Consider the following 6,828-nt stretch of genomic DNA (forward strand, 5'->3'; position numbering starts at 1 on the left):
CCCGGCCTGTTCGGGCCGCCGGTGGTCGTGGCGGACGACGCGTCCCTGTTCGAACGGTTGCTCGGGTTGACCGGCCGGGACCCCTCCTGGCGCCCGGACGGCGACTGAGCCCCGGCACCGGCGCCGCCCGCTGAGCGGGTGCCCTCAGGCCCGCGCGACCGCGCTCGTCCGGCGCAGACCGGCGCGCCGGGCGAACCACGTCACCGTCAGGGCGTAGCTGACCATCACCCCCACCGCGAGGGCCAGCCCGAACGGGCCGCCCATCCCCGGCGGTCCGGCGCCGATCACGACCCCCGTGCCGATCGCCGCCGTCCGTCCCTCCAGCACGCACAGGACGAGCTGGACGAGGCCGTTGACCAGGTGCAGCCCGATCGCCGCCTCCAGGCCTCCGGTGCGCCAGGTCAGCCACGCCGTGCTGGTTCCCATGACGGTGAGCGTCGCCGTGGTCCACACGTCGCCGGGGTAGGCGGAGGCGTACAGGGCGGCGAACAGGGTCCCGCTCGCGAGGATCGCCGGGGCGGGCGAGCGCAGCACCCGGGCCACCGCCCGGTCTCCGCCGGGGCCGTGGGCGGGCGCGCCCAGTGAACCGACCCACTGCATGACCAGGCCCCGCAGGGTGACCTCCTCGGCCACCGACTGGAAGGGCACCAGCAGCAGGATGACGAGGATCGACACCGACACCGCCGCCACCTCGGCCCCGCTGGACGCGCCGCCGGACATCGTCCCCGTCCGGAAGTCGTCCGACAGCGGCAGGTAGAGCAGCACGCTCACGGCGACGGGGACCACGGCCAGGGCCACGCAGCGCCCCAGCCACGGCCACCTCATCCGCCCCTCGACCGACATCAGCGTGCCCACGCGGCGCCACTGCACCACCCGTACGACGAGCAGCACGATCGGGATGAGCAGCGCGGCCGAGACCAGGCCGATCGCCAGGCTCGCGATCTCCCCCACCCGGACCGAACCCGTACCGAGTCCGCCGCCCTCGGCGAGGGCGACGATCGTCAACGCCAGGGCGACGGCGACCCAGAGGAAGAACAACAGGAACGCCAGGACCAGGAGCGACAGGGGCGGCACCCACCAGCGGTATCGCGAACCGCGCGCGAGTCTGTGATAGGGCTCACCCTCCGGCGCCTCGGCGGGGGCGAACCCGCTGGTCCGCACCGGTCGGGGCGGCGGCCAGGCCCACACCGCGGGATCCGGGTTGACCGCCGGATGCCCTCCCGGAGGCGTCAACCGCCCTCCCCCAGGCGGTCCCGCCCAGGTCTGCTCATGGGTCCACGCACCATCAGCCCGCCCCTCCGGCCCCTCAGGGGCGGCGGGCCAGGACGAACCAGGCGGTGGTGGCGCATTTCCCATGGTGCGCAGAGACTACTATCCGGGCTTGTATTGCCAGCGTTAAGGGCACGCCGTTAACGCCTGGTCACGGTATGGACCGACCCTTCCGGACCCCTGTTCGACACCCCTCGGGCCGACCCCGCCCGGACCCGCGCGCCCCGCCGTCGCCCCGGAATAGGTCCGTGGCCGCCCCCCGTTGCAACGGATGGCAGGTGGGAGAGACGCCACAGGCCAAGATCCCGTTCCGCTGACCTACGATTGGGTACATGTCCTCCACACCATCCACCGAGCAGGTGCACAAGGCCCTGGCCACGGTGCAAGACCCGGAGATCCGCCGCCCCATCACCGACCTCGGCATGGTCAAGAGCGTCGACATCGCCGACGACGGTGCCGTGCGCGTCGGCATCTATCTCACGGTGGCCGGTTGCCCCATGAAGGGCCGTATCGAGAAGGACGTGACCGAAGCGGTGACCAAGGTCGCCGGGGTCACCTCCGTCGCGGTCGAACTCGACGTGATGAGCGACGAGCAGCGCAAGGAACTCCAGACCAAGCTCCGCGGCGGCCAGGCGGAGAAGGAGATCCCCTTCGCCAAGCCGAACTCCCTGACCAGGGTCTTCGCCGTCGCCTCGGGCAAGGGCGGGGTCGGCAAGTCGTCCGTGACCGTCAACCTCGCCGCCGCCATGGCCGCCCAGGGCCACAAGGTCGGCGTGGTCGACGCCGACATCTACGGCCACTCGGTGCCGCGCATGCTCGGCGCGTCGGACTTCCCGACCAAGGTCGAGGACATGATCCTCCCGCCGACCGCGCACGACATCAAGGTCATCTCGGTCGGCATGTTCACCCAGGGGAACCAGCCGGTCGTGTGGCGCGGCCCCATGCTGCACCGCGCGCTCCAGCAGTTCCTCTCCGACGTCTTCTGGGGCGACCTCGACGTCCTGCTGATGGACCTGCCCCCGGGCACCGGTGACATCGCCATCTCCGTCGCGCAGCTCCTGCCGTCGGCCGAGCTCCTCGTGGTGACCACTCCGCAGCAGGCCGCCGCCGAGGTCGCCGAGCGCGCGGGCGCCATCACCGCCCAGACGCACCAGCGCATCGCCGGTGTCATCGAGAACATGTCGTACTTCGTCCCGCCGGAGGGCGGCGAACCGCTGCACCTGTTCGGCGAGGGCGGCGGTCGAACCGTGTCCGAGGCGCTGACCAAGACACTCGGCACCGACATCCCGTTGCTGGGCCAGGTTCCTCTGGACACCCGCCTGCGTGAGGGCGGCGACGAGGGCAAGCCCCTCGTCCTGACCGACCCCGACGCCGAGGCCAGCACGGTGATCTCGTCGATCGCCGAGAACCTGGTCGGCAAGCCGCGCGGGCTGGCCGGTATGCAGCTGGGCATCTCTCCCGCCGGTCGCTGATCCGTGCTTGTTCTGGGCCCGCCGCTTCGCTTCGGCCCGTGTTCGAGCGACCGTTCCCGGAGGCCGGACCGCTCCGGCTGGTGAACGGCCGGGCCGCGGGCACGACAGCGGCGCTCCGTGGAAGTGGGCGACGTGGAAGGAGGCCCCGGAACCGCGTTCCGGGGCCTCCCGTCGTCTCCGTGTTCCTCGGCCGGGCGTCAGTCGTTGGAGGAGCCGAGCACGATCGTGGCCGTCTCCTGGTCGCCGTCGCGCTCGTAGACGACGTCGATCTCGTCTCCTGGGGAGCGGTCGCGCAGCATGGCGAGCAGCTCCTGCCCGGAGTTCACCCGGCGCCCGTCGAAGGACGTGATCACGTCGCCCGGTTCCAGACCCGCCTCGTCGGCCGGGCCGCCGTCCTCCACCGCGCCGGAGCCGTCCGCGATGACCGCGCCCGCCGTGGGGCTCTGGAGGTCGAGTTCCACACCGATGTCGGCGTAGGCGGTCGACTCGTTGCCGATGAGCCGCTCGACCACGCTCTGCGCCTCGGAGGACGGGATCGCGAAGCCCAGGCCGATGTTGCCGGACCCCTCGCCCATGGAGCCGCCCATGGTGACGATCATCGAGTTGACCCCGATCACCCGCCCCTCGAGGTCGACCAGCGGTCCCCCGGAGTTGCCCGGGTTGATCGCGGCGTCGGTCTGGAGCGCGTAGAACCGGCTGGCGTTCTCCCCCTCGGGGCTGACCGGCCGGTCGGTGGCGCTGATGATGCCCTGGGTGACCGTGCCCGCCAAGCCCAGGGGCGCCCCGATCGCGATGACCTCGTCGCCCACGATGACCTCCTCCGAGTCACCGAACTCCAGCGGCTCGACGTCGATCGGGTCCGCCAGGGACAGCACCGCGAGGTCGGAGCTGGGGTCGGCGCCGACGATGGTCGCGTCGGACAGGCTTCCGTCGCTGTACTCGATCTGGATGCCGTCCTCCTCCAGCACCGAGGACACGTGGTCGTTGGTGACCACGTAGTCTCCCTCGATGACGAAACCCGAGCCGCCTCCGGGCACGCTGGGGTTGGCGCTGCCGATGTACACGACGCTGGGGCTCACACGTTGGGCGACGCCCGCGATGGTGTCGGGGTCGCGCTGGGGTGCCTCGGGCGGCGGCTCGTTCATGACGGGCCCCTCGTCCTCGGGCGCGGCCTCCTGACCGGACGCCGGACTGAACAGTGAGCCCGCGACCCCGCCCGCGCCACCGGCGATGAGGGCCACGACGAGCATGCCGGACAGCGCCATCCACACGGGCACGCCGCGCCTGCGCCTCTCGGTCCCGAACTGCCGCGGAACCTGGCCACCCGTCGGGCCCGGTTGGGCCAGGACCTGCTGGGTGTGGAACTGCTGTCCCTGGGGCTGCTGTCCCTGGGGCTGCTGTCCCTGGGGCTGCTGTCCCTGGGGCTGCTGTCCCTGGGGCTGCTGAGCCGTGGTGGCGAACTGCGGGGGCTGGTTCGGCTGCGCCTGTCCTGCCTGTTGACCGTGTGCCCCCTGTGATCCCTGTGCCACCTGCTGCTGAACCTGGGGCGTCTGCTGGTGGATCATCCGCGTCGCCTGGACGGGCTGGGGCTCGATCTGGCCGGTGCCGCCCGGTGAGGGCCGGCCGTACGGATGCGCGGCGGCCGGGTCTTGCTGGATCCGTCGCGGTGCCGGGTTCGGCGGGGTTGCGGATGGGTCTCCCGGGCCTGGGGACGGGGTGGGGTTCATGGGATCTCCGCTGCCGGGGGGCGAGGGCTGGGGGGAGGCGTTGCCGTGGCCGGGGGGACCGGCCGTCTGTCGGGGGGCCGCGGTCGCGGTGGGAGCGCGCGCGGGCGGGGAGGCACCGGCGAGAGCGCCCTCCTCCCGGTTCGCGTGCTCGGGGTGGGTGGGGGACCGGTGGTCCCCGGGGATCGGGGGCGGAGTGGCCGGAACCGGCCACTGGGGGAGCTCCGCAGGTTCCTGGCCCGAGGCGGACACCACGCTGTGCCCGCCCGGATCGGGGGGTGTGCCGCCGCTCGGCGGGGTGGCCGCGTCCGGCCCTGCCCCCCGCGCCGAACGGCCATAGTCCTCGCTCAAGACCTGCTCCGTACGTCTGTGTGGTCGGGGTCGGCGCACGGCGCGTCCGGGTGGGCGTCAGGGGAGCCCCCACCTGGACAGACCGCGCTGCACTCTGGCCCAGAACCCGGAGCCCTCGGGCTCCGGCAGCGCGGTCACCGCGGAGGAGGCCAGACCTGCGGGTGCGTCCGCGAGAACCGTGAAGACGAACCCGTCGGACTGCCACACGCTCTGGTACTGACCGACGTCACCGCCGAAGATCGTGTCATGTTGTGTTGTGACGTCACTTCCCCCCGTTCCGGTTCCGGCGTATCCGTCACGAAGTGTGGAGGGATGTTCCGTTCCCAGCTTCCCACGCTGAGTGAAGACGGACACCTGGGACAGACCATCCGAATAGATGGCGTGCACGACACGTTGCTCTCCCAGGTACGTCGACCTGGCGTCCACCAGCCGCAGGTTCCACGTGAGGTGTTCGGGGAGGCACCAGCCGCGTTCGCGCAGCCCGTCCCGTTCGGGGACGGTCAGGGCGTCGCCCCAGGGCTCACCGCCGACGGCCTCCTCCGGCCAGTCGCCCTCGCCGAGGCGCACGTCGGTCAGCCGCGAACCGAGCGCGACCGCGCCGGACTCCGTGTGGACGGTGCGTCCGACGAGGACGCCGGTCTCGTCGTCCACCCAGAACCGACCCGCGACGGAGCCGTCCGAGCGGCCGGCCTCGACCAGTCTGACCGGGCGGCCGCCCAGCTTGGCCGGGCCCTCGTCGGTGACACGGTAGGTGTCCTCCAGCATGCGGAGCAGTCGGTCGTCGAGTGACTGCAGAGCCGAGGAGTCGCGCACGACGAAGGCGCCCTCGTGGTCGTCGAGGGGCGCGAGCGCGATCCCCTCCCCCGGACGGTTCACCAGGCGCAGACGGACCTCCCGACCGGTGTCACCGCCGCCCGCGCGGTTCCCGGCGGCGGCCCCCGAGACCGTGCGCACCGCCGTGTAGGCGAGTTCGTCGTCGGCCTCCGCGGCGCGCCGCAGCACCGGCATCCCGTCGTCGACGCCTTCGGCGGGCACCCCGGAGGAGTCGGGGTGCGTCGCGGCGGTCAGGCACAGGACACACAGAGCCACCAGGACCACCAGGGTCACCGGTACGGAGAACGGACGGGAGGAGGGCTCCTCCGCGCTCACCGGGTGGTGTGGGTCCGGCCGGTCGGGTTCGGCTCCCCGATGGTCTGGGACTGGCCGTCCAGGGTCGCGAGGGCCTCGGCCCCCTCCGGCTGCGGCTCCGTGGTCGAGGGCCCGACCACGGGCATGTTCCGGCTGGTCACCGCGTGTTCGACCGCGTAGTCGGCGAGCCTGGGTTCGACGACCGGGGTCTGGTCGTCATCCCCTCCGGCGACGAAGGCCGAGCCGAGCAGGGCCGTCACCACCGCGACCCCGGCGAAGGCGTAGCGGCCGCCCGGGATGGGCGGGAACAGGTGGGCGAGACGCTCGGCACCGCGACGGCGCGCGGGCCTGGCCTCGGCCCCGGTCTCCGGGGCGGCGGTCGTCCGTGCGCCGGAGGGACGCGTCGCCACCGCGCCGGGATCGGCCGCCACGGGACCGGAATCACCCGCCTCCGCGGCGAACGGACCGCCGAGGGGATGGCCGCCCAGGGGGTGGCCGCCCAGCGGCCGGGAGGATCCGAGGGGCGGACGCTGACCGAACCCGGCTCCACCGGGCGGCGGCCCCGGACGGCCCCGGTCGTCCGTGGAACCCCCGGTGTCCCGGGACAGGCTGGTCAGGCGGCCCAGGAAGTCGTGGTCCGGCTCGGGTTCACCGAGGCCGGTCAGGCGCCTTTTGAGTCTGCGCATCATGTCGGCCTCGAACCGGCACGACTCGCACTTGGCGAGGTGGATCAGGGCGCGCTCGTGCTCAGCCTGGCCGAGTTCGCCGTCGACGAGCGCGGAGAGCCGCTCTCCGAGATGGTCCATGCTCACTCCGCCTCCCCGTTGGTCGCGTGTGCGCCGCGTGCCTCCGTCTCGGCGGCCAGCGCCCGCCGGTGTTCCCGG

The 6,828-nt window shown here is 72.7% G+C and carries 6 protein-coding genes; 2 read left to right on the forward strand and 4 right to left on the reverse strand.

Annotated elements, in window-relative coordinates; genetic code table 11:
* Positions 1 to 144 precede the first annotated feature (144 nt).
* The gene (locus D471_RS0101395; RefSeq protein WP_017596968.1) at positions 145 to 1,161 is read right to left on the reverse strand and encodes a CPBP family intramembrane glutamic endopeptidase; all 1,017 of its coding nucleotides are present in this window, start codon (positions 1,159 to 1,161) and stop codon (positions 145 to 147) included.
* Positions 1,162 to 1,601: 440 nt separating this feature from the next.
* Here D471_RS0101395 and D471_RS0101400 point away from each other — a divergent pair, with 440 nt between their 5' ends.
* Complete coding sequence (locus tag D471_RS0101400) at positions 1,602 to 2,741, forward strand: Mrp/NBP35 family ATP-binding protein (protein ID WP_017596969.1); 1,140 nt, start codon at positions 1,602 to 1,604, stop codon at positions 2,739 to 2,741.
* Positions 2,742 to 2,938: 197 nt separating this feature from the next.
* Here D471_RS0101400 and D471_RS0101405 read toward each other — a convergent pair whose 3' ends face one another.
* Positions 2,939 to 4,006 (reverse strand): S1C family serine protease, encoded by a 1,068-nt coding sequence (locus D471_RS0101405; RefSeq protein WP_040687824.1) that lies wholly within the window; start codon positions 4,004 to 4,006, stop codon positions 2,939 to 2,941.
* A 93-nt stretch (positions 4,007 to 4,099) separates the two neighbouring features.
* On the opposite strand from D471_RS0101405, the gene D471_RS39930 reads away from it, so the two are divergent.
* Positions 4,100 to 4,258: a hypothetical protein gene (locus tag D471_RS39930; protein ID WP_161630076.1), complete on the forward strand. Its 159-nt coding sequence runs from the start codon at positions 4,100 to 4,102 to the stop codon at positions 4,256 to 4,258.
* A 615-nt stretch (positions 4,259 to 4,873) separates the two neighbouring features.
* Here D471_RS39930 and D471_RS0101415 read toward each other — a convergent pair.
* Together D471_RS0101415 and D471_RS32515 are read right to left on the reverse strand one after the other, a co-directional pair.
* Entirely contained in the window at positions 4,874 to 5,965 is a 1,092-nt protein-coding gene (locus tag D471_RS0101415) for a hypothetical protein (RefSeq protein ID WP_017596972.1), read from the reverse strand.
* Positions 5,962 to 6,750, reverse strand: coding sequence for a zf-HC2 domain-containing protein (locus D471_RS32515; RefSeq protein WP_083924009.1), 789 nt, complete (start codon positions 6,748 to 6,750; stop codon positions 5,962 to 5,964). The genes D471_RS0101415 and D471_RS32515 overlap by 4 nt, the downstream gene beginning before the upstream one ends.
* Positions 6,751 to 6,828: the final 78 nt, after the last annotated feature.

Source organism: Nocardiopsis lucentensis DSM 44048 (assembly GCF_000341125.1).
GTDB lineage: Bacteria > Actinomycetota > Actinomycetes > Streptosporangiales > Streptosporangiaceae > Nocardiopsis > Nocardiopsis lucentensis.